Origin of the sequence: Streptomyces sp. NPDC002088, from assembly GCF_040296605.1 — a bacterium.
Classification (GTDB): domain Bacteria; phylum Actinomycetota; class Actinomycetes; order Streptomycetales; family Streptomycetaceae; genus Streptomyces.
The window spans coordinates 38163-63634 of the sequence record NZ_JBEOXO010000042.1; the positions used below are offsets into that span (position 1 = coordinate 38163).

Here is a 25472-nt window from a genome sequence, read left to right on the forward strand (position 1 = left end):
CCGACGAAGCATTGCGAGGCGTTCTATGCAACATAGGTATACACCTATTGACTCTGTCGTTTGCTTGAGTTACTTTCGGCTGGAGCAGTACGACAGGCCAGGCAGCATTCGCAGGCATCGACATGGCTGATCGGTAACAGGTCTCCCGAGGCTGCCTTCGAGTCCCAAGGAAGCGATCATGTCCGGAACGCAACTGAGCTGGAATGTGCACGTAGCACCGTCGATCCCCACCGAGATCGCGGACCTGCCGCCCGACGTCCCCCGGCGCATGTGGTCGCCCATCACGGCCACACTGATCACGGGCGAGCGCGACGCGGTGCTGGTCGACGCGCTGATGACCGCCGAGCAGGCCGACCGGCTGGCCGACTGGGTTGCGGCGAGCGGCATGAATCTCACCACGGTTTTCGTGACCCACGGGCACGGTGACCACTGGTTCGGGCTGGGCACCCTTCTTGAACGCTTCCCGGGGGCGCGTGCAGTGGCGACGCCGGCAGTGGTGGAGCAGATGCAGAAGCAGATGGCACCGGAGTTCGTCGCGTCGTTCTGGGACAAGCGCTTCCCCGGCCAGATCCCGGACAGACTCGTGGCCGCGGAGCCGCTGGCCGGCGATCGGCTGGAGCTGGAGGGCCACGACCTCGTGGTCGTGGGACTCGGGCACACGGACACCGATGACACCACCTGTCTGCACGTGCCCTCGATCGGCCTGGTCGTGGCCGGAGACGCCGTCTACAACGATGTTCACCTCTACCTCGCCGAATCGCCCGCCGAGGGCCGCCGAGCCTGGCTGGACGCGCTCGACACCATCGCCGCACTGGAGCCGGAAGCGGTGGTCGCGGGACACAAGAACCCCGACCGTCCTGACGACCCGAAGGCAATCGACAAGACCCGGCGCTACATCCACGACTTCGAGGCGGTCGCAGAGCGCACCACGACCACTCTCGACCTCTACCGCGGCATGTTGGAAATGCATCCCGGCCGGGTCAATCAGGGCGCACTGTGGGGTTCGGCCAGGTCCGCCAAGGGCTGAGCGGCCGGGTGCGCCTGCCCGGTCACGCAATGGTCGGGGGCGCCCGGGACAAGGGGGCGTTAGCTGTGTACGTATCCGACGTCCAGATGCTTCTGTTCCCAGACTCACCCGAGCGGCGCAGCCTGCGGGGGGTGAACCGACTGGACACTACGCGGAGCATTGGGAAGCTGATACTCGTCATGCGGAGAGTTACACTTCCAAACGTAATAGGTAAATAGGCTATGGACATGTTGCCGTAGTTGCCGTCACCGAAAGAGATCCGCGAATGTCCTGGACTGCGACAGCCCGATACGGCCTGGAGCCCGCCCCGGGCGGGCTGGCCTTCGTGCAGGACCTGCTCAACACACGGTCCGCCGGTAAGCCGCGCGAGCCCGACCTTCTGGAGACCGTTGAGGGCGCCCGTGCTTGGCTTGACCAGGCATTGAAAAGCTGGAGTGGCGTGACCCACCGGCCCGCACCCGGCATCGAACTGACAGCCGAGGACGTGCAGGGCCTCCGCGACTTCCGTCATGACCTGGGCCAGAGCCTCCACGCCCAGGCCGGAGATTCGGCGACGGAGCGCGGCCCGGCGGCTTCACTCATGACCTTGCCCACCGCACTGCGGCTCGACGAGCACGGCGCCATCCACGCCGAGCCCCGCGGCACGGGATGGCGGCAGGCGGCGTCACTCGCCCTCATCGAGGCCTACCAGGCGCAGTTCACCGACACGCTGCGCCGCCTGAAGTCCTGCCGAAACACGCGCTGCCTGTCTGCCTTCTACGACCGCTCCCGCAACAACAGCGGCGTCTGGCACGACGTCCACGTCTGCGGCAACGCGGCCAACCTGCGCAACTATCGTGCGCGCAAGCGGGCCGGCACCGACCAGGTGTGACAGCCGGCTCTCCGGCGCGGTCCTCACCGTTTGTGCACCGCTTGTCGGCACCTGAGCCGCCTGCCGCAGCAGGGCAGCCTCCTCCGTGAACGGCTCGCCGCGGGCGTGTGAGCCTGCTCGGTCTCTGTGGCCTGCGGCGTCTGGGCCTGCCCGGGGACGCGGGCAGCGGTGGTGGCCGGTGCGGCGTGGGCGTCGGAGGCCAGCGCCGGGCTGGTGGGCAGCAGGACCAGGATGCTGCCGATCAGCAGAGCCGCGGCGCGCTGCGAGGCGCCCATCCCGCGCGGGGCATGCCAGGTACGGCCCCGCACCTGCGCGATCAGCTCGCGTACCGCGCAGAACGTGAACTGCACCCACCCGATCCAGCCCACGCGGGCGAGCAGCAGCAGGAACACGCTGCCGGTGTCCTGCCGGTCCAGCAGGTGCATGACGTCGTCGTGGGTGGAAGCCCAGATGACCGGAGTGACCCAGGCCAGCAGCAGCGGCAGCCCGCCGGTCACGACCGCCAGGACCAGGAGGCTCAGCAGGGCTTTGAGAACCCGCGCCAGGGTGCGGCCGGCGGTTGCGGCGGGGGAGTGGGTGGTGCGCATCAATTTCCTAATTCTTCGTCGGGGGCGGTGATGCCGTGCAGGAGGGTGGCTGTGCCGTGGCCGGGCACCGACAGCGAGCCGATCCCGACTGCTGACAGGAACGTGGTGTCGAACGTGACGGTGACGGTGACGGTGAGGGTCTTGCCGTCGCCGGACACGCTGATGGTGCCGGTGGTGCCAGTGGTGCCGGTGGTGCCGGTGGTGCCGGTGGTGCCGGTGGTGCCGGTGGTGCCGGTGGTGCCGGTGGAGCGCAGGTACGCCTGGGCTGCGGCGGCCGCGTTCTGCGGATCGACGACGATCGCCCTCCCGCTGATGGCTTCGGCGGGGTCGAGGGCCTGTCCGCCTGCCCGTGCGGCCTCGCCGGCGATGTAGTCGGCGCGTTCTGTGGCGCGCATCGTGCTGCCGCCGTCCACGGCGACGCCGGTGATCCCGATCAGCGCGATGACGCAGACGGCGACGAACACGGTGACGCCTCCCCGGTCATCCCACCGCGCCCGGCGCAGCCACATCTGCTGGAAGATCATCAGTTTCCTCACTGCCGGTACTGGTCCACCACCGAGACGGCCGTCGACGTGATCGTCCGCGCCCCGGGCACGCCCGGCAGCAGCAGGTCCGACAAGTTGACTGTGCAGGTCACGGTCACGCTGACGGTGCCGACCTGGCCCACCGGAACGCTCAGGCCGCCGGTGTTGACGCGGACGGAAGTCGACGCGCACGTGATGCCCTGGTCGTTCAGCGATTCGGCGGCCGCCGCGTGCGCGGCGCTCTGGGCGGCTGCCGCCGTGCGGTGAATGGAGGCTTGCCTGGCCGCGTCCTCGGCCGCAGAGTCAATCTTCGCTCCGGAGGTGACGATGCGTCCGCCGGCGATCGCCACACAGGAACATGATCAGAGACGGCAGGATGATGGCCGTCTCGATCGCGGCACTGCCCTCGTCGCTGCGGAGCCGTTGAGCCCATCGGCCCATGTTTCGCACGTAGTTCACCCTCTCCGGTGTCTCTACGCCCGTGGGTTCGATTGCTGCGGGCACGTTGTTGTGACCTGCAGGTGCAGGTCGGCGGGGGTTCACACGACTGGATGAAGAATCCGCCGTTTTGTCGGGAATTCCGAAGCTCTGGCTGTATCCCTGACGCATGCGCCAGGGGACGTCCGACGCATCTGCGATCTCTTCGGGCTCTCGATCACTGCCGCACTCTGCTACGCCAAGACCCTCGAGCATCCCGACCTGGCCGACGACTGGGTCGCGACCTCGGGCGCCCATGGCGCGAGGTAGGGCGGACATCCGAACGCGATATCGCGAAGTGGCTGCGTAGGTGACGACGCAGAGCGGTGATCGGGAAACGCGGTTTTGGGGGCCGATAGGGTTGGTTGTCATACCCGGGTCCTAAAGTCCGATGCATGACCCGTCGTACTCCTGCCCGCCCGGTGAACGTGGAGGAGCTCTTTCCTGAGCTGATCCCTTTCCGTCGTGAGTCCGTCCGCCTGCACCCACGTGCCGGATCCCCTTCCTGCCGCGACAGTTCTGTTGGAGGACCGCTGTTGTGGCCTGCGGCAGAGCCTTGGCCTGTCTGCGCGGAGGAGCACTACGACCCCGACACGGTGAGCGAACTCCAAGCCGCCGTGCCCATGGTCCCCGTGGCTCAGGTACACCAGGCCGACGCTCCAGGCATCCCGTTCCCCGAGGAGAGTGACCTGCTTCAGGTGCTGTGGTGCCCTTATGCGCACGGCGAGTACTGCTACCCCTGCCGCAGGTGCACTGGAGGGACTCTCGTGGGATCGGAGACATACGTGTCATCTCGCGTCGAGCTGTCGCAGAGGTCTCTCATGTGAGTGTCACTATTGAAGCGAGTTGATCTGGGCAGATGCCGTAACTGCGGGACATCTAGTGAGAGATGACCTTGACAGGTGATGCAAACACGCAGGATGGCGTCCCTCGTGATGGTGTAGGTGATCACCGTGCGGGTGTGCGAGGGTGGGTGCCGGGGGCGTGCATCCGGTGACGGCTTCCGCTCCCTGCGCATAGGGCAGGCCACCGTGCAAATCTCCCTGGTGAACGGCCAGTTCAACCCTGGAGGTGAGTCTGACCTATAACGCCTGCTGGAGTCACTAGGTACGGCGGACGGGATCGAACTCGTCCGCGACGTTGCCGAGCGCATGCTGCAAGAGCTGATCGAGGCCGAGCTCAGCGGCCGGATCAGCGCCCAGTGGAACGAGCACACCGAAGCCCGCACCGGCTACCGCAACGGCCATCGCGACAAGACCCTGGCCACCCAGGCCGGCGACCTGGACCTGGCAATACCGAAGCTGCGCAGCGGCAGCTTCTTCCCCAGCCTGCTGGAACGCCGGCGCCGCATCGACCAGGCCCTGTACGCGGTCATCATGGAGGCGTACGTGCACGGGGTGTCCACCCGCTCGGTCGACGACCTGGTCAAAGCCCTCGGAGCGGACAGCGGCATCTCCAAGAGCGAGGTCTCACGGATCTGTGCCGGCCTGGACGAACAGCTCACGGTCTTCCGCGGCCGGCCCCTGGACCACAGCCGCTTCCCCTACCTCTACCTGGACGCGACCTACTGCAAGGTGCGCGTGAACCACCGGATCGTCTCCCAGGCCGTGGTCATCGCCACCGGCATCAGCGAGGACGGCGGCCGTGAGGTGCTGGGCGTGATGGTCGGTGACAGCGAGACCGAGGCGTTCTGGAGCGAGTTCCTGCGCTCCTTGCGTGAACGCGGCCTGGGTGGGATCCGTCTGGTGATCTCCGACAGTCACAGTGGCCTGGTGGCCGCGATCCGCAAGGTCATGCTCGGCGCCGCCTGGCAGCGTTGTCGTGTTCATTTCCTGAGGAATGTGTTTTCCGTGATACCCAAGGGATCCGGGGAAATGGTCGCGGCGACCATCCGCACCATCTTCATCCAGCCCACCGCCGAAGCCGTCCACCACCAGCTCGATGCGGTGGCCGACATGCTCGGGCAGCAGTTCCCCAAGGTCAGGCAGATGCTCCTGGACGCCAAGGAGGACCTGACCGCCTTCCCCATCTCCCACTGGAAGAAGATCCAGTCCTCAAATCCCCTGGAGCGGATCAACCGCGAGATCAAGCGCCGCACCGACGTCGTGCAGGTCTTCCCCAACCCGGCCGCCCTCGAACGGCTCGTCACCGCCGTGCTCAGCGAGATGCACGACGAATGGATCGCCTTCCCCCGCCGCTACCTGTCCGAAGGCAGCATGACGGCCATCTACGCCGCCGAACACGCCGACCACACCACCCATGCACTCCCCAACACTCCGAACACTACGGACGATTGATCGCCTACACCATCACAGGGGACGTGACTTTGACAGTTCGTCATCAGGAGACGCTTGACGTCGGCCTACTGCCGATCCTGGTTGGCCTGCTGTTCCCCGGCGCGCTCGCCTACGCCGTCTACCGCTTCCCACGCCTCGCGAAGTCGCTGATCGTCGCCCTGGCTGGCGCGGGGGTTCTGGCCGCCCTCGTCACGGCCGCGCTCACCATCGGCGCCCGTTGAACTCCTGGCCACACGCACCAAGTCCTGGGATCCTCGACTCGCAGCGTAGATAGAGCAGGAGCCGATTGTTGATCATTCTGGACATCAGCATCTTCGGCACGAGGTCATGGCGGGTGAGGCAGGCCGCACACGCACAGCGGGATCTCCGCGTGATCCTCTCGGACGGAGGGGCCAGGGCCAGTGACATCGGCGCGACGGCGAGGCTGGGACGGAGGCATGAGGTGCCGCCGGGCGAACAGGGCCAGGAGGCCGTAGCCGGCAAGTAGCAGCACAACAGTGAGAATCCATTCCTGGGACCCTCCTGGGCGGTAGACCCGGCCGCTGGTTCCCATGTCTACGGCCTTGACCTGCTGGCCCTTATGAAGCGATCCGCGTCCACTGCCGGAGAGGGTTACCGTCGTGTGCCAGATGGCGCCGTCGCGCGACCAGAACGTTCCCGACCAGCTGCAGCTCTCATGCCCGGGGTGGCTGACGCAATCGAGTCGGACCGCGGTGAAGGTTCCGGGTTTGCCGTCGGCCGTAGCTGCGAAGAGGGCCTTGCCAAGATTCGGTAGCGAGACGTACAGCAGCAGGCAGGCCGTTGCCAGGATTGCCAAGGAGGAGAACCGTGAAGGCCTGCGGCGGGTTGCGGTGGCGGTCACCGCTCGCTATGCCGGTTCCGCCGCGCAGGTGCAGCGCGGAGCAGAGGCTGCGTCCTTCGCCGGCCTGCTATGCAAGATCATGGCAACCAGCATGGGGATCGTCACCACCGCGTTGTAGAACAGGTGAAGCTCCACCCGCGGTGCCACCAGTTGGACGATGCTCGTCGGGACCGCCCGTCCCGCCAGATACGCGCCTGTGAGTGCCTGGACCAGCAGCAGCAGATGCTCCAAGTGATGCCAGATCTGCACTCCGAGCGCGATGTTCCACCAAGTGCGGGAGGTGCCGGTGAATCCAGGCCGGAGCAGCACGAAGCCAACCAACATGATCAGTGCGTAGCCGTAGTGCATCCACTCCGAACTGACCAGCCACGGGAAAGGGATACCCAGCACACCGCGAGCCTGCTTTACGGGCCAGCCCCAGATGTAGATCTGGACCGCCTGGGCGACGTGCTCGGCCCAGTGGGCGAGAACGATGATCAGGAACACGCGCAATGCGGTGTGGTGAAGTCTGCTATTGAGGGTCGCACCGAAAGTGCGTGCCTGGGGGGCATGTACGCTGGCCGCCATCCGTGGTCCTCCAATACCGGGTCTGGGACGAAGCCATCACAGCAGCACCACGCAGGCTGGGGCTTCTTCGTGCATGCGCAGTCAAGTGCGGCGACCGTCGCCAGCCACGAGGGAAGATCATCAACTTGCCTGGCACCGGGACGACTTGCGTGGCAGGCAGGGGAGTAAACAAGCGGCTGGCGGTCGCCCACCAGCTCCCCCGAGTGTTTGAAGAACCGGAGACAGCGACAGCGTCATGCCGATCACCCCGCCCAGCGTCCCCGTCAGGCGGGACGCCGCTGCTGTCGTTCAAACCGGTTCGGCTCAGTTGCGCACAGGTGGATCAGCCGCTGAGCGGTGATCGGCTAGTACTCGCCGTCAGACGCCCAAGTGTGGTGTCCACGCTAACCGTTGGCCGCCCGCACACAGACCGGCAGAACAGGCAGCTCGCGATCACGCAATGACCTGGTTGCTGCCGTTCGTTCAGCAACTTGGAAGAAACGCCCTGCCTGGATGCTGTCTACGCTCCGAGTGCGAGGGTGCTCTCGAGACCCCCTTGTGTACGGATCTTCCATCTGACGGAGGAATACGAGGGAGTCCAACTGTGGCGCGCAGCGAAGAGCTATCGGTCACCCACCAAGGTCCTGAGGGACAGGTAAATGCTGTCGGTGGAACAGCGGTTGAACGACGCTGGCTTGTCCTGCTACTCAGCATCGGTGCAGGATTTCTACTGACGGTGGTGTGGTCCGCAGAGTTTGTGGACACGACGATCGGCGACAATGTCGCAAGAACCGTGCTCGGGCACGACCCGGAAGCCCCGATCTCCGGTGCGGTGGCGGGTATCGCCTTCGCGTTCACTTCGGGACTCGCTGGCACGTTCACCGCTTGCAATATCGCAGCTTTCGGTGCGGTCGCCCCTCTTCTTGGCGCTGCCGGCAGCCGATGGGGTCGTCTGGTGCAGTCGCTGAAGCCTTTGGGCTGGATGTCGCTTGGCATGCTCGCGGTGTCGGCTGTCTACGGTGCCGTGGTCGGGATCGTGGGTACCTCGATGCCGCAGTTTTCCCAGGCCGAGAGCCTACCCGGAGTCCTGTCCGGCCGTTCCGTGCAGAGCATGGTGGCGTTCGGCACCGTTGGATTGGCGATGCTCTACATGGGGCTGAGCTCGCTCGGTTTCGTCCGCGATCCGTTCCTGCGCCTGCACAGTCGGTTTCCCTATGCGCAGACAGTGTTCATGGGCGCATTGATCGGCGGCTTTCTCATCGGGCGCCCTTATCCACTCTTTCGGCAATTGTTTCGGGACGCGGCCGAGAGCGGGAATCCTTTGTACGGTGCAGCGGCCTTCATGCTGCAGTCGGTCGGGAACGTTGCGATCATGGCCGTGATCTTCATCGCACTGTCCGTGGCCTCAGGCACCCGCCTGCAGACGTGGATGGCAAAGCCTGGGCGCGCGGCGATGCTCATGGCGGTCACACTCATCGTGGCTGGTGCCTTCACATTCTTGTATTGGGACGTCCGTTTGCTTGCGCGCCGAGAGATCATCCCTTGGTATCCGATCGCTCCGTGGGCTGCGTAAGTGTGTGACCTGACGTGCTCTGGCACACCACCAGCCGCGCCTGATGCCAACTCCTGTACCTGCCCGGTCCATCAGGGCGCGGGCCGCGGCAATCAAAGTGGGGCCCCATGGTCAGGATGAGCGCAGAAGAGAGGCGCGAGAGCGTCATCTGTGCGGCGACCGTCGAGTTCGCCCGCGGTGGCTACCACGGCACGTCGACCGAGGCGATCGCCAAGCGGGTCGGTGTCTCGCAGCCGTATCTCTTCCGACTCTTCCCAGGCAAGAAGGCGATCTTCCTCGCGACGGCCCAGCGGTGCATGGAGGACACCGTGCGCACCTTCGAAAAGGCCGCCAAGGGCCTGGACGGTGAAGAGGCCCTGCACGCCATGGCGAACGCGTACACCAAGGTCATCGCCGATCAGCCTGAGCGCCTGATGATGCAGATGCAGACGTACGTCGCGGTCGCCGCCGCCGAGCAGGAGGGCGACCGCGAGTTCGGCGAGGTGGTGCGCAGCGCATGGATGCGACTGTGGGACGCAGTGCATCTGAGCCTCGGCGCCGACCTCGACGAGACGACGACGTTCCTTGCGCACGGGATGCTTATCAACTGCCTGGTGGCCATGGGATTTCCCCCCGAAGACCGGGTCTGGGAGGGCGTCTACCCGTCGGCGCGGCTTACGGGTCGGCTGAAGGCGTAGAAATCGGCCCGCTGCACGCTGGCCCGCTACGCGCCGGCCCGGTCTAAGGCCCGCCACGCCCGCAGAACGTCTCCGGCAGCAGGTCCTGGGCGTTGTAGATCGAACCGAGCATGCGGGGTGGCCTGGCCTTACACCGCCGGTGGGCGAGCCGATGACGAATGGAGTGGAGCGGAGATCATGCAGCTAGCCGAGCTCAGTCTGCGAAGCGCGGTATCCATCGCGACCATCAAGTACTACCTGCGCAGCGGGCTGCTCCTTCCTGGCGAACGGATCACGGCCACCCAGGCCGACTACGGCGAACACTACGTGCACCGGCTGCGGTTGATCCGTGCGCTCATTGGCGTTGGTCGCCTACCCGTCAGTGTCACCAAGGAGATCCTTGACGCCATCACCGCATCGCCTGATGATCCCGATGAGGCCATGGTGAAGGTGCTGAGCGCAGGTTCCGCTGCCCAGGAGCACAACGGCGCGGAGGGCGCCGCGACGTCCGCGAAGCCGAACACAAGCGGTGTCACGGACGCTCGAAGCCTCATTGCCGAGATGGGGTGGTGCGTGAGGCGCGCTGCACCGGCCACCAAGGATCTGGGCGACAGCCTGGACGCCCTGACTGAGCTGGGCGTTGATATCGGGTGGCAGACCCTGCTGCCCTACGCACAACTCGCGGACGAGATCTCCAAGCTGGACAGCCATCAGATACACGGTGTGGCCGGCGCTTCGCTGCAAGCCCAGCAGGCCGCTCTCGTGACGGTGCTGCTGGAACCGGTGTTGCTCGCGCTGCGGCGACTGGCTCTCGAGGACAAGTTGTCACGCCAGAACGCGGAGGAATCCCGCAAAGCACAATGAGGCAGAGCTGACCATCTCGAACGGGCAGCGCATGGTTCCGACGTGGTCCGAGCCTAGGTCCGGCCCGCGCCGTCGGTCTGCTTCCGTATTGGCGAGTTCCGCACGGCGATCGCCGTGCGGGGGTGATCGGCGACAACGCCCGCAAAGCGGATCAGATTAGTGCGCGGCCGCCGTCAGCGCGGAAATCCGCGGGACCGCCGTCATCCGATCGCGCCCCGCTGATCTCCCGTCGTCGGCCCGTCAGCTCTGCCCCGTCATCAGTGCCGCCTCGAAATGCTTCACAACGTCGTCGATCACCTCGGGGCGGTGGAACGCGGTGTCGTAGACCAGGTCAAGGGTGAGCCGCCCGTTCATGGTCGAACCGAAGAGTGACGGAACCGGTCCGCGTGACGTCCCGGCCCACCGGCTGTCGGTGACCCGCAGGCCGTCGGGCACGGGGTAGTCCTCGATGATGCCGATGTTCGACACCATGAAGGAGATCGGCGGCAGCGGCGCGGGCTTGCCGGCGGCTCGCTGGGACACCAGCCTGTGCTGGATCTCGTCCTGGTCCAGGCCCGCCTTCAGCTGCGCGCCGATGCGTCGGCCCACCTCGACGGGCTGATCACCGGCGTCGACGCCGGTGGAGCACACCAGGCGTGCCACACAGCAGAACGGCGCGTCCGACGCGATCGGCGGATCGACCCGCGGGCGCAGGTCCACAGCGAAGGCCGGCGCGACCGGTAGCGGCCCGGCGTCAGGGAACTGGGCGCGTACCGCGCATGCCAGCGCCCCGGCCAACAAGTTGGTGATGGAGATCCCGCCCCGGCGGGCGGCGGCGATCAGCGCAGCGGTCGCGCCCGGCTCGAAGCTGAAGCTGCGCACCGCCAGCGCGCCGGGCGCAGCGGCGTCGCCGGCCAGCGTCAACGGCGGATCGGCGTCGGCCGGGGGCTGCACCGGCCTTGGTCCGTACGCTGCGAGGAGCGCCTCCTCCAGCGACCCTTCGAATGCGGACCTCCCGGTCGGTTCGGGCTCCACTCCGCGCAGCAAATCGGTGTAGTAGCCCAGCAGCCGGCGCAGCAGGAGCGTGTTCAAGCGGCCATCACTGCCGGCGTGGTCGCCGGCGAAGCTGAGCACCGCCGACTCCGCGTCCTGGGACAGCGAGATGCGGTAGACCGGGCGGTTCTGCGCGAGGAAGATGTTCAGCTCGTCCGCGAGGCCGTTTGACCCTGGATCAACCATGGCCAACCCCGGCCCCTCTTCGGCCAGTTCCAGGGTGATGTCTTCGCCGGTCTGACGGAAGGAGCAGCGCAGCAGCGGATGGTCACGCTCCAGCAGACGCACGGCCCGCTCCATCGCTGCTGCATCCACCTTCCCCTTCAGGGTGACGCTCGCCACGACCGGACCGACGCGGAAGAGATAGAACATGGACTCGAAGAAGGTGAGGGGACGTCGCTCGCTCGTCATGTGCGGACCCTTCATATGTTCGGCGGGAAGGAATCTGGTCGAAACGGCCGGTCGGCCGGCATCACGTCACGCGAACGGCGTGGGGGTGAGGATCCGCCGCTCCAGCGAGGCCACGATCGGGCCGTCCACTTCGCTGAGCCTCTTGGCCTCGATCCATTCCGGGTCGGCGAGGAGGGCCGCCCACTTGCGCTCGAGGTCGTCGTAGGAGTCGAACCGCAGGACGTAGACGACCTGATTCACGGTGTTCCTGCCGAACTCGGTCAGCGAGATGAAGACGAGCTCCATCCCGTGCTTGGCGAGCAGCTTCAGCGCGTGCTCGTTGAACCTGCGGATCAGGGCCGGGAGCCGACCGGGGACCGCTGTGTACTCGCGCAGCTCGTAGATCATGCTGGGGGCACTCCCATTCTGGGTTTGTGTCCTGGCCCGGCTCGCCGGTGGAGGCGAGCAGCGTCCAGGCAGCGTGCGGCGGAGGGTGTGCCGCTGCGGGGGCAGGACGTCACACCACGTCCGACCTGGAGGTGAAGGCGGTTCGGAACTCGACTCGGGAGCCTAGCCACGGTGCGGCGGGCGAGGCTTCTTCCTGAGTGCCGCCCAGGACACGGGGTGTGGCACCCGCTCCGGGCGCAAGATTGCGTCCTGTCCGACTGTCGGCCGCGCAAGGCCGATGAGTTTCGCGCCCCCGGCCGGTATATAGACCGAGCCTCGGCCGACGGCGTACCTGCGCCGTGCCCGGGGGTGTAGCTATCGAACGGAGAGAACCATGACCACGGCAGGGTCGGCCGCGCATCCGGCCGCAGCACCCGATGCACACTCCAGTCGGCGCTGGATGATGCTGGTACTGCTGTTGCTCGGACAATTCATGGGCCTGGTCGACGTGTTCATCGTCAATGTGGCCATGCCCTCGATCGGCACGCAGCTCCACGCCTCCGGTGCCTCCCTGCAGTTGGTTGTGGGCGGCTACACGGTCGCCTACGCGATGCTGCTGATCACCGGTGCCCGGCTGGGCGACCTGTACGGGCGGCGCCGGATGTACCTACTGGGTGTCGTCGTGTTCACCCTCATGTCCGTGGGGTGCGCGTTCGCGCCGAACGCCATCGCACTGGTGGTGTTCCGATTCGCCCAGGGAGCCAGCGCGGCCGTCATGGTCCCGCAGATCATGAGCGTCATCCAGATGCAGTTCACGGGCAAGGCGCGCGCCCAAGCGCTGTCCGCCTACGGCGCGGTGCTCTCGACCGGTGCGGCGGCCGGCCTGGTTCTCGGCGGGGTCATCGTCAACGCGAACCTGTTCGGAACCAGTTGGCGCCCGGTGTTCCTGATCAACGTTCCCATCGGCCTCGTACTGATCGCGCTCGTGCCGCGCCTGCTTCCCAAGGACGTGCCGAGCGGGCGGCGGCGGCTGGACCTACTCGGCCTAGCCCTGGCGATCCCCGCAGTGTGCCTGCTGGTCCTTCCCGCGGTCCTCGGACGCGAACTGGGCTGGCCTGTCTGGACGTTCGTCTGCATCGCCGCCGGAGTCGCCCTGGCCGTCGTCTTCGTGCGGGTCGAGCGGACGATCGCGGCTCGCGGCGGAGACCCGCTGCTGAACTTTGCCGTACTGCGCGCAGCCGGAATGTCGGTCGGGCTGGCTACCCTGGTATGCGTCCAACTTACCTACGGCGGCTTCCTGTTCGTCTTCACCCTGCACCTGCAGGCCGGGCTGGGAGAGAGCGCCCTGCGCGCCGGACTGACCTACATCCCCATGTCCGTCACCTTCGGCCTGACCGGCTTCTACTGGCGCAAAATCCCCGAGCGACTCCACCCTGTACTCGCGCCCTCGGGTCTCGCGCTCTCCGCTCTGTCCTACGGGCTGATCGCGGCCGCCATGCAGGGCGGGACCGGCGGCGGGGCGATGATGTGGATGGGGACGATCCTCAACGGTGTTGGCATGGGCCTGTCAGTGAGTCCGGTTCTGATGCAGTCACTGGTGAACGTGCCGATGGACAAGGCGGCGGACGCCAGTGGGCTCCTGACCACCATTGTCCAGCTCGGTCAGGTCGCGGGAGTCACGGTCTACGGCGCGCTGTACCTCACCCTGGTCAGCCACGTGGGCGTCGGCACGCCCGCTCACGGCCTCGGAGCCGCCATGGCGACGACCGCGACCTGGATTCTGGTGGTGGCTGCGCTCGGCGTGATTCCCGGGGTGGCCCTGGCGCGCGTCGTCCTTCAGGCCGCACCCCCAAGTCGGGCCAAGCCGGTTGCCGCGCCCTCCCCGGTCACTTCGGATTGACCCCGTCGCCGCACCTGTTCGACCGCGGCGGCGTAGTGGGGTGGCACGAGCACTTCGTGGCCACCCCGGCCAGCTTCACATAACGCCCCCGAAGTCGACCTCCGCCTCAACCCCGGGACGGTGCGATCGCGGGATAAACACCTGCGACGGCCCCCGTTCCTCCTCCACACGGATCTGCGGGCGGCGCTGGGCCACATAGTCGCGCATCCACGAGACCCCCTCCATGCCCAGCTCGTCGACGATGACCTGCTTCATGTTGCACCAGCCGACCTCGACTTCGAGGAGCTCCTTGTAGCCGAGCGCGATGTCCTCGGTGGTCATCTTGGGTGGGATGTGCGCAGCAGGTACTTGCCGTCCAGGCCCTCCTGGCCTTGATCTTCGTGGCGTCGAGGCAGCAGCCCGCCGGGCGTGACGCGCAGGTGGTAAATGGCAGCGATGAAGACCGGGCTTGGTGGAGATCACCCCTCGCAACTCGCCCCCGCCCCGGTGCAGGCCCGCCGCAGGCCGTCGCGGCCAGACCTTCTGACTTTGCGCCTCGTCCCGGCGGGCAGAGCACGGATTGACAGCGTCTCTGAGACTCTTAGGGATCCTGAGTTATCGCGTAGCCCCGTAGGGTGGAAGCGATAACGAGCGCGGACGAGTCCGGGCCGATCCCGTACTTCAGAGCCCGTATGTTTCGCCGCTGGACGGCGTTGCCAGCATCTGGTCTACGCGAATCCTCGCGGACTCACGCACCCGGGGATTGCTGCCCCGTCGGACGCTGAGCCGACATCTCGGGCAAAGCCGTGATGTCGGCGACGGGGACCGCGCGCATTTCGAGCACGCGGCGGGTTCGTCGGGTAAAACGACGATCCACGCGGAAGGTTACGGCCTGTTCCGGCAGTAGCTTCGCTCAGGATCCCGAAGCCAAACGGGCAACTGTCGGCGACCCTCTCAAGACACGAATCCCGCAGGATGGCCGCGTAGAGATCGACCTTGACTCCGGCCGCATCGACGCCTCCTCCCGCCAGGGAGCACATCGATGCTCCCACCGCAAGGACGACGGTGGGGCCCCACAACTCGCTCACGCCCTCGGCCTCCAACAACGGTGGAAGCCGCCCCTGAGCGTCAACAGGGGCCGATCGCTGTCAGAGCCGTCGGCAAGGCATGCGCGAAGAAGTCATGTCGCCGTGGGCGTGACAGTGTCGATGGCATCTGCTGTCGGCTGTGCCACTGCTGTGGGCTTTGGCCGGCGGTGCGACTCGCTGCGGAGGCAGATCATGAGTCACACACCTACGGTGGCCTCAACCCCCAGCAGCTCCAGGGACGTTGCGGCCAGGCCACGTGCACGTGACACCTATAGCAGCGCAACGGCGCGGGCCGCAGCTACAGACTTCGTGACGTTGATCGCAAGGGCTGTGACTGGTGCCTACGCTGACCCGTCTGGGGAGGCCTGCGCTCGCAATCCCATGGACTGAGAGGTCGTTAAGTCCGATCTTTCTTGGTTCGCGATCACTCGTTCGTGGCACTGGTTGCCGTCCAGGCTTGCTGGTGGGCATGTTCATGTTGAGGTTCGTTGTATGGAGCGAGAGCCGTATCCGAGCGACTTGGCGGATGAGCAATGGGCGTTGATCGAGCCGATGATCGCGGCGTGGAAGCGGGAACGGGTCGCACGGTCGGCGACCGGCGATCCCGGAGACTGCGATCTCAGGGACGTCGTGAACGCGATCTTCTACCAGAGCCGGACGGGCTGTCAGCGGCGCTACCTGCCTCATGATCTGCCGGCCTGGTCGGCGGTGTTCTACTACTTCACGCTGTGGCGCGAGGACGGGCTCGACCAGCAGATCCAGGAACTGCTGCGCTGCCAGGTGCGGGAGAAGGCCCGCCGATTAGAGGACCCGTCCCTCGTGGTCATCGACACGCAGTCCGTGCGCGCGGCCGCAGGGGTCCCGAAGGCCACGACCGGGCTGGACGCGAACAAGAGGACTCCGGGCCGCAAGCGGGGACTGGCCGTCGACGTCCTGGGGCTGATCATCGGCGTCGTCGTGCTGGCCGCCTCGGCCCACGGCAACGCCGCCGGCAGAGCCCTGCTCGACCAGGCCGCCGAGCGGTGCGGGAACCGCCTGGAGAAGGCCCTGGTGGACCAGGGGTTCAAGGACGAGGTCGTCATCCACGGCGCGATGCTCGACATCACCGTCGACGTCGTCCGCCGCAACCCCGCCGACCAGGGAAAGGGCTTCGTTCCGCAACCGAAGAGATGGGTGGTGGAGCAGGTCAACGGCACGTTGATGTTGCACCGGCGTCTGGCCCGCGAGTACGACCACCGGCCCGACAATGCCGCCTCACGCGTCTACTGGGCATCCACCGCGAACATGGCCCGCCGCCTCACCACGCCTGCACCAGCCTGGCGCGATGACTTCGTGGCGGCCGCGTGAACGTCATCGAACTCCTGGCAGATCTCCAGATCCGGCAGGACGCGGCCGCCACCCGGGCCGGCGAACTGCGCGACCAGATCCAGCACTTGAACGCCGCTCTGGCCGAGACCGAGGCGCGTCTGGCGGAACACGTCACGACCCGGAAGGTCATTGCGGAACTCGCCCCGACCGGGATCGAATCCGAACCGCCTGAGTTGACCACTGCCTACCAGGTCACCCTGAACGCCTTCAGCACCCACCCCGATCAGGCGTTCCGGGTCCGTGATCTACACGGACTCCTCGGCATGCCCACCGACGACCCGGCCATGAACGTCACCCGCAGCCGCCTAGGACGCCTCACCCGTCAAGGCTTCCTCACTCAACCCGGACGCGGTCTACCAGAAACGGAACTAACGCCGCTCTTCGCGGGCTGGAATCGGCACGGCCGCCGGCCGCCACTCTCGCCTGATCAACCCGAACACCCACGAGTCGGATACTTCGCCGTTCACGACGCAGTCTTCCCGCAACGTCCCTTCACGCATGAATCCGATCTTCTCCAGGACCCGGGCAGATGCCACGTTGCGCGTATCGGTCTCGGCCTGAACTCGATTCAGGTCCAGTGTGTCGAATGCCCACTGCAGCAAGGCGTGCGCGGCCTCCGTCGCGTAGCCGTGTCCCCACATCGCTTCGTCGAGGACGTAGCCCAATGACGCACTGCGGTAGTCCGGGTTCCATCCGGTCAGACCGCACCAGCCGACGAAGGCCCCATCAGAAGCACGGTCGATGGCCACCCGCGCCCCGGTCCCTTCATCCTCCATCTTCCGGCACATCGCGATGAAGCGCTCGGCGCGGGCCCGTTCGGTCCATGGCGGGGAATCCCAATAGCGCAGCACGTAGGCGCTGCTGTGCAGCGCGAACAGGGGGTCCGCGTCGGCTTCGGTGAAAGGGCGCAGTCGCAGGCGAGCGGTGTGCAATATGGGGGTGGCCAAAGTCATGCGCACCATCTTGTGTCCTCATGGGGCGGGCAGAACACCGAATATCCGATCCCGGTCCGGCCCCCACGACCAAGGCACCACCTACCTGCAGATCGTGCATGCCTTCAACCCGCACCCCGACCAGGCATTCAGGGTCCGCGAACGGCACGACTACTCGGCCTGCCCACCAACGGCCCAGACATGAACGTCACATGCAGCCGCCTCGGACGCCAAGGCTTCCTCACCCAACTCGGACCACGCCCACCAATAGAAACGGACTTAACGGCCTCTGGCATGCACCGACGCACAAACAGCGAAGCGAAGCAGCAGAGAGCAATGTCGGAGAAGGAACGCGTCGGTGGCGCGACTACGCTCTCGCTCAGGACGGAAACGCCATCGGGCACACCGTACTGAGGGACGGGTGGAGACCTGGCTTGAGCCGTCCATACTTGCCGCGACGGCTCACCATGTCTCCGTAGAAACGCTGCCGGGTGCACGACCGTGGGCCGTGTATCTGTGGGGGAGGGGAAGATGGAGCACGGCGCGGCGGAAGGCCACCCAGAACTCCAGGAGCACGCTGACGAGCCGATCGCGCGAGCGGTTGCGGTGATCCGCGAGCGCTACAACGAGCCGCTTTCCCTGTCCTACCTTGCGAGCGTTGCAGGGTTGAGTAAATTCTACTTCTGCCGTCGCTTCCAGGGCGAAGTCGGTTCCACACCCGTGCAGTTCCTCATTTCCGTACGTATGCAAGAGGCCGGACATTTGTTGGAGTCCACAGCTCTCAGCATCGGCGAAATAACGCGTCGCGTGGGTTACAGCAGCGTCGGCACGTTCACTACACGCTTCACGGCGCTCTTCGGCGTTGCACCGAACCGCTATCGCATTCAGCGTGAACGCACGTCGAGACAAGCGTCACGCCAGGCATAGCACTGGCGCACATGGAAGCTCCGCCATCTTGAAGTGGCTGGCCAGCGGGGTGGCGTGACCTCGTTTCGGGGTGCTCGTGCTGGTCGTGGGCGGCAGTCCGTGTTGTAGATCGTCCGGCGGGGTTGGTTTTGCCGATGAGTTCACCGTCCTCGAACGGTCTACCCAGCGACACGGCCGTTCTCGACAGGAGTGCCATGTCTACCGTCCAGCCAGTGATCATTACTGCCGACCAGGACGTTCTGCTCGGCTTCTATACGAAATTGTTCGGCGCTGAGGAGATCTTCCGGGTACCAACGGAAGGCCCGGCCTTCTACCTCGGTTTGCGCATCGGCGACACCGACCTCGGGCTGGTGGCCAAGGCGAACCCGGGGACTGGGACGGCACCGCGGATCCTGCTCAGCATCGGTGTCGACGACGTCGACGAGACGCTCGGCCGGGTGGAGGCGCTGGGCGGCTCGGTCCGCAGCGGACCCAACGACATGCCGTGGGGACAGCGCGTCGCCCACATCCAGGACCCCGACGGCAATCCGGTGAACCTCACTCAGCCGATCCCGGCCCGGTGACGCTGTTCCGGGGGCATGTGCTGATCACGGGCTACTTGCGGTAGAGATCAATTGCCTCTAGTGGCCTCGATGTTCGTCAGGACGAGCAGCGCGCGAAACAAGTGGGTGGCGCGGGCGGGGTCAGTACGGAGCTTGGTGAGGATCCGCCAGACACCTCACGTTGCCAACGTTCAAGCAGCGGTGGCGAGTTCGGTGGGGAAAGCGGTGCGTTCGTCGAACAACTCGTGCTTCTGAAGACAGTGATAGAGCTGTCCGAGCATTCGATTGAACAGGTTCCGCCGGGCGGCGGCAAGTTCCAGTCTCCGTGTTCGTCGCGGCGTCGACGGTAGTGGGCCTTGGCCCCGGGGTGATCCGTACGCTGTCCGGTGAGGACGGCCCGACCGGAATGCGATCGGCGTGGACTGCGGTGGCGGAAATGGTCAGTGATCGACTCTGTCGGGGATCTTGGGGTTCCAAGGTCATTTGCCTTGGCGCCACGACAGGGGTCGCGGTAGCCCGCGGGCGTCGAGGTACTGCTGGAAGGCCGTGGGCTGTCGGATCAATATGCTGGCGCGCCAGGGCGCCCGCTTCGGGAGTAGCGGGGCCTCGACGGGCCCTCTGGCCGCGAGACTGGTGGCGCAGCGCTCCGGCACGGGGTGTGGAGGCCCTTAGCGGGCTTCCTCGGTGGTGTTCAGGGCACGGTCGCCGATGTCGACGGCGCGGCGCATGGATACGTGTGCCGCTTGGCGGTTGTCGCCGTTTCCGACGAGCAGACTGTGGACCTGGGCGTTGAAGCACGCCTCGGCGTCGTATGGTTCGAAGAGGTAGCCGCCGAGCTCGAGAGTGACGATGCCGTGCAGGGCCGTCCAGAACTGGTGCGCCACCAACTCGGCGTCCCCGTCCCGGAACCGACCGACGTCCATGCAACGCTGGACAGAGGAGATGAGGATGTCGAGCACATAGCGGCCGTGGCGTCGGTCGTCGTTGGTGAGGGAGAACCCAGCGACGTTTCCCAGACCCAGCATCACCTGGTACAGGTGCGTGTGCTTGAAGGCGTTCCACCGGTAGACCCGGCCGTGCGCGACCACGTCGGCGACCGGGTCGTCGGAGTCGCCGATCGCGCTCATGCTTACATTCAGCCGGGCGAATCCTTCGTGCACCACAGCCCGGACCAGGTCGTCCATGCTCCCGAAGTAGGTGTAGACGGCTGTCGACGACGTGCCGACGTCTTTGGCCAGGCGGCGGCTGCTGAGCCCGCTGGGGCCTTCCTCGGCGAGGACTGAGGCGGCGGTTTCCAGCAGGGCGTTGCGTACTTCGGGCTGCAGGGGGCGAGGACTCACCCTTGACAGGATGCGCCAGATCCAAGGACATTAACAAGCACTGTTACGTAACGGCGATTTGCCTTGGTGGTGAGCCCCGATGGTCTCAGCGGTCCCGCTAGCTCCCCAGGCGCCGCTACGCTGCCGTGCCCGCCTGGAGGAAGCGGAGATCAGCGCGCTGCCGGTCAAGGGCGAACTCCCCCAGCAACTGGACGGGACGCTGGTGCGGATCGGCCCGGATTGCGCTGACGGTCAGCCGCTGGTGGCGGCGTTACGGATGCGCCAGGGCCACGCCGAATGGTTCCGCACGCGCCGCATCCGAACCGACCTCGTCTGCAAGATCACCGGTGAGCTGCCGACGCCGGGCCCGCGCCTCTGCCCGTCCGACAATGCCAACAGCGCCGTGGTTCAGCACGCCGGCCGCATCCTGGCACTCGGCGATGGCGTGCTGCCGTACGAGCTCACATCGGCCTTCGTTACGAAGGCGCGGCACGACTTCGACGGCACGCTGCCGTTTGGTTTCGCGGCGAGCCCTGTTCAGGACCCGCTGACCGGCGAGCTGTTCGCGGCTGTCGCTACCCCCGAAGCGCCGCACCTGTGGTACGTGGTCGTCGACGCAAGCGGTCGCGTGCGCAGCCGCGAGCCGATTCCGACGTCATCGTGCCGCGAGGCGCCGGCATTCGCCGTGACGCACCGCCACGTGGTGTTCAGCGAATCGGCGAGGATCGGCATCATGCCGCGTGCGGGCACCGTACACCAGCTCACCTGGATCGACATCGAGCCCGGATGCGTGGGGCCGATGCTGAACGCGTTCGATCTGACCGACGACCGGCTGGTGCTCGACATGCTGCGGCCCGGCACGGCAGGATCGACGCTGTGGCGCTGGACTCTCGACCCTGTCAGGAAGACCGCCGTCGGCGTGGCGCTCGACCACCACGCGCAGGAGTCGCCCACACTCGATCCGCGCCACCGGGGATCCGAGTACCGATACGGCTTCGCAACGCAGCTCGCGGACACCGCCTGCCACGGCAGTGCGCTGATCCGCCACGACATGGTCACCGGGACGCGACAGATTCATGGTTCAGGGTCCGGCCGCATCTTCGGTGCACCGGTCTTCGTCCCGCGCTCGCCGATTGCGCCCGAGGGCGATGGCTGGCTGCTGGCGTTCACGAACCACACCATCAGCGGCAGCCACGAGGTGGTGGTAGTGGACACCAACGACTTCGAAGCCGAGCCGACCGCAGTCGTGGGCGTGGCTGCCGTGGAGCATCGAGGGGCGCAAGCCACGTGGCTCATGGCGGCCCCTTGGTGACATCACACCCCGCACGCTGTCAAGCAAAGTCGCTCAGGACGGGGAGCGATCAGGCAGCCATCACTGGAACGGCGTGGCCGTGACGATCCTGCGCCGGATCCGCTCCAGACCGGGCCGTCGGCCTCACTGGCTGGCGTCGATCTAGTCAGGATGAGCCATGGGCTCCCCATTGGGCCATTTCAACCTGAAGCAGCGCTGAGCACCGAGAAGTCGAAGCCTCGGTCGTCCAGCTCGAGCCCGAGACAATATTGCCAGGCCAGGCGACAGCGGACGGCCCCGGCGGCCTGCCGGTCGCTCAGGTTATCCGCGTGCTGCGGGACCAAGACCATCGCAAGGCGGGCGGGCGACAGACCCCGCCGACCGTTGGCCGGACACCAGTTGGCGAAAGCCTCGTCCGTGAACGACTCGTCCAGCCGATCCCGCACCCACATCGCGCCGTTTCCCGTGGGTTGCTCACCCGCGCCATCCACACCGTCAACGGTGGAATCACCCGACCCGACCCCGAACCCATTGGCCTGGACGAGGTCCTGATGCTGGTGTGCGACGGGTCTAAGGGTCTGCCGGACGCGGTGAGAGCGTCTGGCCTCGGAGCCGGTTCATTCCGTTGCTCTGATCTGGGTGTTCGCGGCACCCGACCACCATCCAGGGAGGCGGCACCGGGCCGCTTCTTTGTCGTTGTCGCGTCCGGGACGGTGGCGGGCAGCTCCTCGCACCGGGAGACGACGGCACGGTACTGGCCCTCACGACCTGCTCGGACCCGGACCCCAGGGACATCTACAGCTCGATGCGCAGCCGTGACCGCCGCTGCCTGGGCCACGTCATCGCGGCAACGCCAGAGAAGCGGCCAACTCAGCCCGCGCTGGATGGTGTTCAGATACCGCTGACAGAACAGGAAGGTGCGCTCCCGTGCTTCGCGGAAGACTACGAACGCTGATCCCGGGGCTGACCGCGATCCTTGCGATTCTGGCCACCTACGTACTGATCGGGAACCCGGCGCAGGCCGGCGAAGCTTCGCAGACTGCTGCGAAGTACTCCTTCAAAGAAATGCCCATCGCCATGCCGCCAGGCTATGACGAGCAAAAGATGAACTCCGTCCGCAAGGTGAATCCGGCTTACTACAAGATTCGCTCCTGGATGTCAGCGGTCGGAGCCAGTGTCGCGATCAACGACCTGACTGGTCACGGCCGCGCTGACGGCATGTGTCTGGTCGATTCCCGTACGGATGACATCATCGTCACCTATACGCCGACCGCCCTGGCCAGCGACCGGTTCACCCCATTCGTGCTCGACCCCGAGCCGCTGCCCGTCGACGACACAATGGCCCCGACCGGGTGCGCTGCCGGCGACTTCACCGGCGACGGGCGCATGGGTCTGCTTGTCTTCTATTGGGGCCGCACCCCGATCCTGTTCCTGCCCAAGGCCAACGCCAAAACGGTGTCACCCGACTCCTACGTTCCGCAGGAACTGGTGGCCGGAGTCAACTCCGGAGGCCGCTATGTCGGCCCGCAGTGGAACACCGACGCCGTGGCGATAGCCGACCTGGACGGAAGTGGGCACCCGTCCGTCATCGTCGGCAACTACTTCCCGGACGGCGGAATCCTCGACCAGCATGGCCCGAACACAATGCAGATGCCCGACTCGTTGTCGAACGCCAGGAACGGCGGCGGCCTGCACCTGCTGCGCTGGTCCGGCTCAAGCCCCGGGGACAAGCCGTCCGTGAAGTACGTCGAGGACCGCGGCGCGATCCCGTTCAAGGCCAGCGGCGGCTGGACGCTCGCCCTGGCCAGCGCCGATCTCACCGGCGACGGCAAGCCCGAGGTCTACGTCGGCAACGACTTCGGCCACGGCCACCTCCTGTACAACCGGTCGTCCTCAAACCGGCTCAAGTTCACCGAGGCCCTCGGCCGGCGAACACCAGGCACGCCGAAGTCCTTCGTGCTGGGAGAGGGCTCGTTCAAGGGCATGGGCGTGGACTTCGCGGACATGAGCAACAAGGGCCGCTTCGACTTCATGGTCAGCAACATCACGCAGCCGTGGGGTCTGGAGGAGAGCAACTTCGTCTTCGCCAACAAGACCTCGTCCAACGCCGAGATGGCTCAGAAGCTGGCCTCCGGGGTCGCACCGTTCACCCAGGAAGCCTCCAAGCGCGGTCTTGCCTGGAGCGGCTGGGCCTGGGACGTGAAGATGGGCGACTTCCTCAACACTGGCGACGAGGAGGTCGTGCAGGCCCTCGGCTTCCTCCAGGGCAAGACCGACCGCTGGCCGTGGATGCAGGAGATGGCCACGATGAACGACCAGCTCCTGAGCAACCCTGCTATGTGGCCGAACTTCCAACCCGGGGACGACGTCTCAGGCCACCAAGTGTTCGCGTTCTTTGCCAAGAACTCCACCGGCAAGTACGTCAACATCAGTAAGCAGCTCGGCTTCAAGAACGACATCCCGTCCCGCGGGATCGCCACCGCAGACACCACCGGCTCAGGCCACCTGGACTTCGCCGTTGCCCGGCAGTGGGGACCCCCGGCCTTCTACGCCAACACAGCCTCCGTCGGAAAATCCGTCACCCTCAATCTCTACCGCCCCGCCAGCGGCAAGCAGCAGAACACCGGCCTGCAAGGCCCCGGCACCCCTGCCTACGGCGCCACCGTCACCCTCAACGCCCCCGGCCACAAAGAGGTCTCGCAGCTCGACGGCGGCAGCGGGCACGACGGCTACCGCAGCTTCCAGGTCCGGTTCGGCCTCGGCGAATATGACGGCCCCGTCACGGCGACCATCCAGTGGCGCGACAGCCAAGGCGAGCTGCACAAACAGGACACCAAGCTCACCCCGGGCACCCACAGCCTGATGCTCACCGACTCCGTGCAGGAGGTCTCGAAATCATGACTGCGACCGTCCCCGACACTAGGCCGGCCGACCCACCCGGAAAGCAACCGCAGCGCGCGACGCCCGAGCCGAAACCGAAGGACCCCCACTACCTGGCGCTGCGGAACTTCGCGATGTCGATCAGCGCGTTCAACATCTTCGGCTACACGCTGCTCGGCTTCGAACAAGCATGGATCTTCCCGATTATCGCTGTGGCAGTGGGCTACACCACCGAGCTCACGCTGGAGACGATCGCAGCGTGGGCCCAGCGACGGCCTGCCCGCTACCGCGGGCGGGGGCTGCGCGGGCCGTACGAATTCCTGCTGCCCGCACACATCACGAGCCTGGCCGTCAACATGCTGATCTACACCAACGACCACATCGGCCCCGTGATCTTCGGAGTCATCGTTGGTGTCAGCGGCAAATACATCCTCCAAGCACCGATCGCCGGGCGCATGCGGCACTACATGAACCCGTCGAACTTCGGCATCGCCGTGACCTTGCTCGCGTTCAGCTCGTGGGTTGCCGTGGCCCAGCCCTACCAGTTCACCGAGGAAGCGAACTCCTTCTTCCGCATCATGATCGCCGTGATCATCGCCACAGCGGGAACGATCCTCAACACTGCCCTCACCAAGCGGACCGCCCTGATCGTCGGCTGGCTGGGCGGCTTCGCGATCCAAGCCTTCGTACGCCACTGGATCTGGGACGTATCGCTGTTCTCGGCCCTGGGCGTCATGACCGGAGTCCCGTTCATCCTGTTCAGCAACTACATGATCTCCGACCCCGGCACCACCCCCAGCAAGGGCCGCGCCCAGTTCATCTTCGGTGGTTCCGTCGCCATGGTCTACGGCGCACTCATGGTCGCAAACGTCGTCTACACGCTCTTCTTCGCCACCGCTATCGTCTGCGGCATTCGTGGACTGGGCTGGTGGGCGGTGCACTTCTACCAGAAACGCCAGGCCAGCCGCTGGCCCACCGAACAGGCAGAGGAGACCGTTGCAGCGCCGCAGCTGCCTGCGGCCGCGTGAAGCTTTGCCCCACTGCCTCGCCGGGCCCGCCCCCCCGGGGGGGACGGCCTCTGCGTGCGGACCGGTCGTGGCTCCCCCCCGCGCGGAAGCACCCACCGCGCCCCCAACAACCAGTCAACCAACCA

General features: G+C 66.2%; 22 protein-coding genes and 3 pseudogenes. 14 read left to right on the forward strand and 11 right to left on the reverse strand.

The window, feature by feature from the left end; translation table 11 throughout:
* The first annotated feature begins 178 nt into the window (after nt 1–178).
* Both ABT114_RS46205 and ABT114_RS46210 read left to right on the forward strand, forming a co-directional pair.
* Nucleotides 179–1027 carry an MBL fold metallo-hydrolase gene (locus ABT114_RS46205; RefSeq protein WP_351152184.1) on the forward strand — a complete coding sequence of 283 codons (849 nt, stop codon included), beginning with the start codon at nt 179–181 and terminating at the stop codon, nt 1025–1027.
* A 265-nt stretch (nt 1028–1292) separates the two neighbouring features.
* Nucleotides 1293–1898 carry a CGNR zinc finger domain-containing protein gene (locus ABT114_RS46210; protein ID WP_351152187.1) on the forward strand — a complete coding sequence of 202 codons (606 nt, stop codon included), beginning with the start codon at nt 1293–1295 and terminating at the stop codon, nt 1896–1898.
* A 23-nt stretch (nt 1899–1921) separates the two neighbouring features.
* On the opposite strand, the gene ABT114_RS46215 is transcribed toward ABT114_RS46210, so the two are convergent.
* The 3 genes and pseudogenes from ABT114_RS46215 to ABT114_RS46225 all read right to left on the reverse strand — a co-directional run bounded on the left by ABT114_RS46215 (nt 1922) and on the right by ABT114_RS46225 (nt 3450).
* The gene (locus tag ABT114_RS46215; protein ID WP_351152189.1) at nt 1922–2485 is read right to left on the reverse strand and encodes a hypothetical protein; all 564 of its coding nucleotides are present in this window, start codon (nt 2483–2485) and stop codon (nt 1922–1924) included.
* The gene (locus tag ABT114_RS46220; RefSeq protein WP_351152192.1) at nt 2485–3009 is read right to left on the reverse strand and encodes a TadE/TadG family type IV pilus assembly protein; all 525 of its coding nucleotides are present in this window, start codon (nt 3007–3009) and stop codon (nt 2485–2487) included. Before ABT114_RS46220 ends, ABT114_RS46215 begins: the two co-directional genes overlap by 1 nt.
* An 8-nt stretch (nt 3010–3017) precedes the next feature.
* Nucleotides 3018–3450: pseudogene (locus tag ABT114_RS46225) on the reverse strand (TadE/TadG family type IV pilus assembly protein).
* Between the two features lie 1127 nt (nt 3451–4577).
* Here ABT114_RS46225 and ABT114_RS46230 point away from each other — a divergent pair.
* Both ABT114_RS46230 and ABT114_RS46235 read left to right on the forward strand, forming a co-directional pair.
* Entirely contained in the window at nt 4578–5783 is a 1206-nt protein-coding gene (locus tag ABT114_RS46230; RefSeq protein WP_502988513.1) for an IS256 family transposase, read from the forward strand.
* A gap of 23 nt (nt 5784–5806) precedes the next feature.
* Entirely contained in the window at nt 5807–6004 is a 198-nt protein-coding gene (locus ABT114_RS46235; RefSeq protein WP_351152194.1) for a hypothetical protein, read from the forward strand.
* 647 nt (nt 6005–6651) lie between these two features.
* Here the strand turns inward: ABT114_RS46235 and ABT114_RS46240 are convergent.
* Complete coding sequence (locus ABT114_RS46240; RefSeq protein ID WP_351152196.1) at nt 6652–7131, reverse strand: hypothetical protein; 480 nt, start codon at nt 7129–7131, stop codon at nt 6652–6654.
* A 664-nt stretch (nt 7132–7795) separates the two neighbouring features.
* Between ABT114_RS46240 and ABT114_RS46245 the strand changes: the two genes are divergently transcribed.
* The 3 genes from ABT114_RS46245 to ABT114_RS46255 all read left to right on the forward strand — a co-directional run bounded on the left by ABT114_RS46245 (nt 7796) and on the right by ABT114_RS46255 (nt 10284).
* Nucleotides 7796–8764, forward strand: coding sequence for a hypothetical protein (locus tag ABT114_RS46245; RefSeq protein WP_351152199.1), 969 nt, complete (start codon nt 7796–7798; stop codon nt 8762–8764).
* Nucleotides 8765–8871: 107 nt separating this feature from the next.
* Nucleotides 8872–9441, forward strand: a complete 570-nt coding sequence (locus tag ABT114_RS46250; protein ID WP_351152202.1) for a TetR/AcrR family transcriptional regulator — start codon at nt 8872–8874, stop codon at nt 9439–9441.
* Nucleotides 9442–9618: 177 nt separating this feature from the next.
* A complete protein-coding gene (locus ABT114_RS46255) occupies nt 9619–10284 on the forward strand; it encodes a MerR family transcriptional regulator (protein WP_351152205.1) in 666 nt (221 codons plus the stop codon).
* A gap of 240 nt (nt 10285–10524) precedes the next feature.
* Here the strand turns inward: ABT114_RS46255 and ABT114_RS46260 are convergent, their stop codons facing one another.
* Complete coding sequence (locus ABT114_RS46260) at nt 10525–11658, reverse strand: phthiocerol/phthiodiolone dimycocerosyl transferase family protein (RefSeq protein ID WP_351152207.1); 1134 nt, start codon at nt 11656–11658, stop codon at nt 10525–10527.
* Nucleotides 11659–11793: 135 nt separating this feature from the next.
* Entirely contained in the window at nt 11794–12114 is a 321-nt protein-coding gene (locus ABT114_RS46265; protein ID WP_351152210.1) for an NIPSNAP family protein, read from the reverse strand.
* A gap of 373 nt (nt 12115–12487) precedes the next feature.
* Here ABT114_RS46265 and ABT114_RS46270 point away from each other — a divergent pair, with 373 nt between their 5' ends.
* Nucleotides 12488–13993: an MFS transporter gene (locus ABT114_RS46270; protein WP_351152213.1), complete on the forward strand. Its 1506-nt coding sequence runs from the start codon at nt 12488–12490 to the stop codon at nt 13991–13993.
* A gap of 240 nt (nt 13994–14233) precedes the next feature.
* On the opposite strand, the pseudogene ABT114_RS50805 reads toward ABT114_RS46270, so the two are convergent.
* Nucleotides 14234–14467 (reverse strand): annotated as a pseudogene (locus tag ABT114_RS50805) (IS1634 family transposase); the annotation flags it as partial.
* 1085 nt (nt 14468–15552) lie between these two features.
* Here ABT114_RS50805 and ABT114_RS46280 point away from each other — a divergent pair.
* A complete protein-coding gene (locus ABT114_RS46280; protein WP_351152218.1) occupies nt 15553–16407 on the forward strand; it encodes an IS5 family transposase in 855 nt (284 codons plus the stop codon).
* Nucleotides 16408–16796: 389 nt separating this feature from the next.
* Here ABT114_RS46280 and ABT114_RS46285 read toward each other — a convergent pair whose 3' ends face one another.
* A complete protein-coding gene (locus tag ABT114_RS46285) occupies nt 16797–17381 on the reverse strand; it encodes a GNAT family N-acetyltransferase (protein WP_351152221.1) in 585 nt (194 codons plus the stop codon).
* Between the two features lie 510 nt (nt 17382–17891).
* Between ABT114_RS46285 and ABT114_RS46290 the strand changes: the two genes are divergently transcribed.
* Together ABT114_RS46290 and ABT114_RS46295 are read left to right on the forward strand one after the other, a co-directional pair.
* Nucleotides 17892–18287 (forward strand): helix-turn-helix domain-containing protein, encoded by a 396-nt coding sequence (locus ABT114_RS46290; protein ID WP_351152224.1) that lies wholly within the window; start codon nt 17892–17894, stop codon nt 18285–18287.
* 194 nt (nt 18288–18481) lie between these two features.
* On the forward strand, nt 18482–18850 hold the full coding sequence (locus ABT114_RS46295) for a VOC family protein (RefSeq protein WP_351152227.1): 369 nt from the start codon (nt 18482–18484) through the stop codon (nt 18848–18850).
* A gap of 170 nt (nt 18851–19020) precedes the next feature.
* On the opposite strand, the pseudogene ABT114_RS46300 reads toward ABT114_RS46295, so the two are convergent.
* Nucleotides 19021–19196 (reverse strand): annotated as a pseudogene (locus ABT114_RS46300) (IS110 family transposase); the annotation flags it as partial.
* A gap of 301 nt (nt 19197–19497) precedes the next feature.
* Nucleotides 19498–20169 (reverse strand): TetR/AcrR family transcriptional regulator, encoded by a 672-nt coding sequence (locus ABT114_RS46305; protein ID WP_351152230.1) that lies wholly within the window; start codon nt 20167–20169, stop codon nt 19498–19500.
* A 79-nt stretch (nt 20170–20248) separates the two neighbouring features.
* On the opposite strand from ABT114_RS46305, the gene ABT114_RS46310 reads away from it, so the two are divergent.
* Nucleotides 20249–21460: a carotenoid oxygenase family protein gene (locus ABT114_RS46310; protein ID WP_351152233.1), complete on the forward strand. Its 1212-nt coding sequence runs from the start codon at nt 20249–20251 to the stop codon at nt 21458–21460.
* A 179-nt stretch (nt 21461–21639) separates the two neighbouring features.
* Here ABT114_RS46310 and ABT114_RS46315 read toward each other — a convergent pair whose 3' ends face one another.
* Nucleotides 21640–21930, reverse strand: coding sequence for a transposase (locus tag ABT114_RS46315; protein WP_351152235.1), 291 nt, complete (start codon nt 21928–21930; stop codon nt 21640–21642).
* A 613-nt stretch (nt 21931–22543) separates the two neighbouring features.
* Between ABT114_RS46315 and ABT114_RS46320 the strand changes: the two genes are divergently transcribed.
* Nucleotides 22544–24340: an ASPIC/UnbV domain-containing protein gene (locus ABT114_RS46320; protein WP_351152238.1), complete on the forward strand. Its 1797-nt coding sequence runs from the start codon at nt 22544–22546 to the stop codon at nt 24338–24340.
* Nucleotides 24337–25347 carry an enediyne biosynthesis protein gene (locus ABT114_RS46325; protein ID WP_351152241.1) on the forward strand — a complete coding sequence of 337 codons (1011 nt, stop codon included), beginning with the start codon at nt 24337–24339 and terminating at the stop codon, nt 25345–25347. The genes ABT114_RS46320 and ABT114_RS46325 overlap by 4 nt, the downstream gene beginning before the upstream one ends.
* The last annotated feature ends 125 nt before the right edge of the window (nt 25348–25472 follow it).